Source organism: Dellaglioa sp. CoH-55-MRSF-7 (assembly GCF_056782235.1).
Map to the genome: position 1 here is coordinate 1 of NZ_JBXAYI010000029.1, position 735 is coordinate 735.

General features: G+C 53.7%; 2 tRNA genes. Both read right to left on the reverse strand.

The window, feature by feature from the left end:
• Window positions 1-333 precede the first annotated feature (333 nt).
• Window positions 334-409, reverse strand: a tRNA-Trp gene (locus AC1RPU_RS07665).
• Window positions 410-609: 200 nt separating this feature from the next.
• Window positions 610-685, reverse strand: a tRNA-Phe gene (locus AC1RPU_RS07670).
• Window positions 686-735 lie beyond the last annotated feature (50 nt).

Here is a 735-nt window from a genome sequence, read left to right on the forward strand (position 1 = left end):
CTCATGATCAGGTTGGACAACGCGGGAGCAACATCGTGTGCGACCAATTGAATTCTTAGAGTTACGCAACCAAGCAGCATGATCGCAATCACCAGTATGTCCCGCACGATTCCTCCGCAGCAAAAACAAAAGGGTGGATAGCGCCAACTATCCACCCTCTATTTACTTGCCCAACACCAAATCAACCAAACATCTTCGGCTCTGCACATTAACCCGGGCCGACACCGAGCAAAAGGAGTGCAGGTAACCAGACTGCGCGGCATGTGCAATACCGTCGTGCATGAATCTCGGGCGAACCCGAATCAGTAGCTGGTCAGTTCTACTGACTGAATATGGCAGGTGCTGAGAGATTCGAACTCCCGACCAACGGCTTTGGAGGCCGCCGTTCTACCAGCTGAACTAAACACCTGTGGTAGGGGACACAGGATTCGAACCTGTGAATGCTGGGATCAAAACCCAGTGCCTTGGACCTGACTTGGCTAGTCCCCAATTGATTAGTTGACCTCAACACGTGGAAAATCTACACTAGCGACACACAGGCCGAGCCCGGGACACAAATTGCGGTCGGGGTAATCAGCCCCTCCTACGATTTTTACGAGGTCACAACGTTGGTGCGCAGGGCTGGACTCGAACCAGCGACACCCGGATTTTCAGTCCGGTGCTCTACCAACTGAGCTACCCGCGCATGTTTGGCTCCGGTGGCTGGGATCGAACCAGCGACCCACGGATTAACAG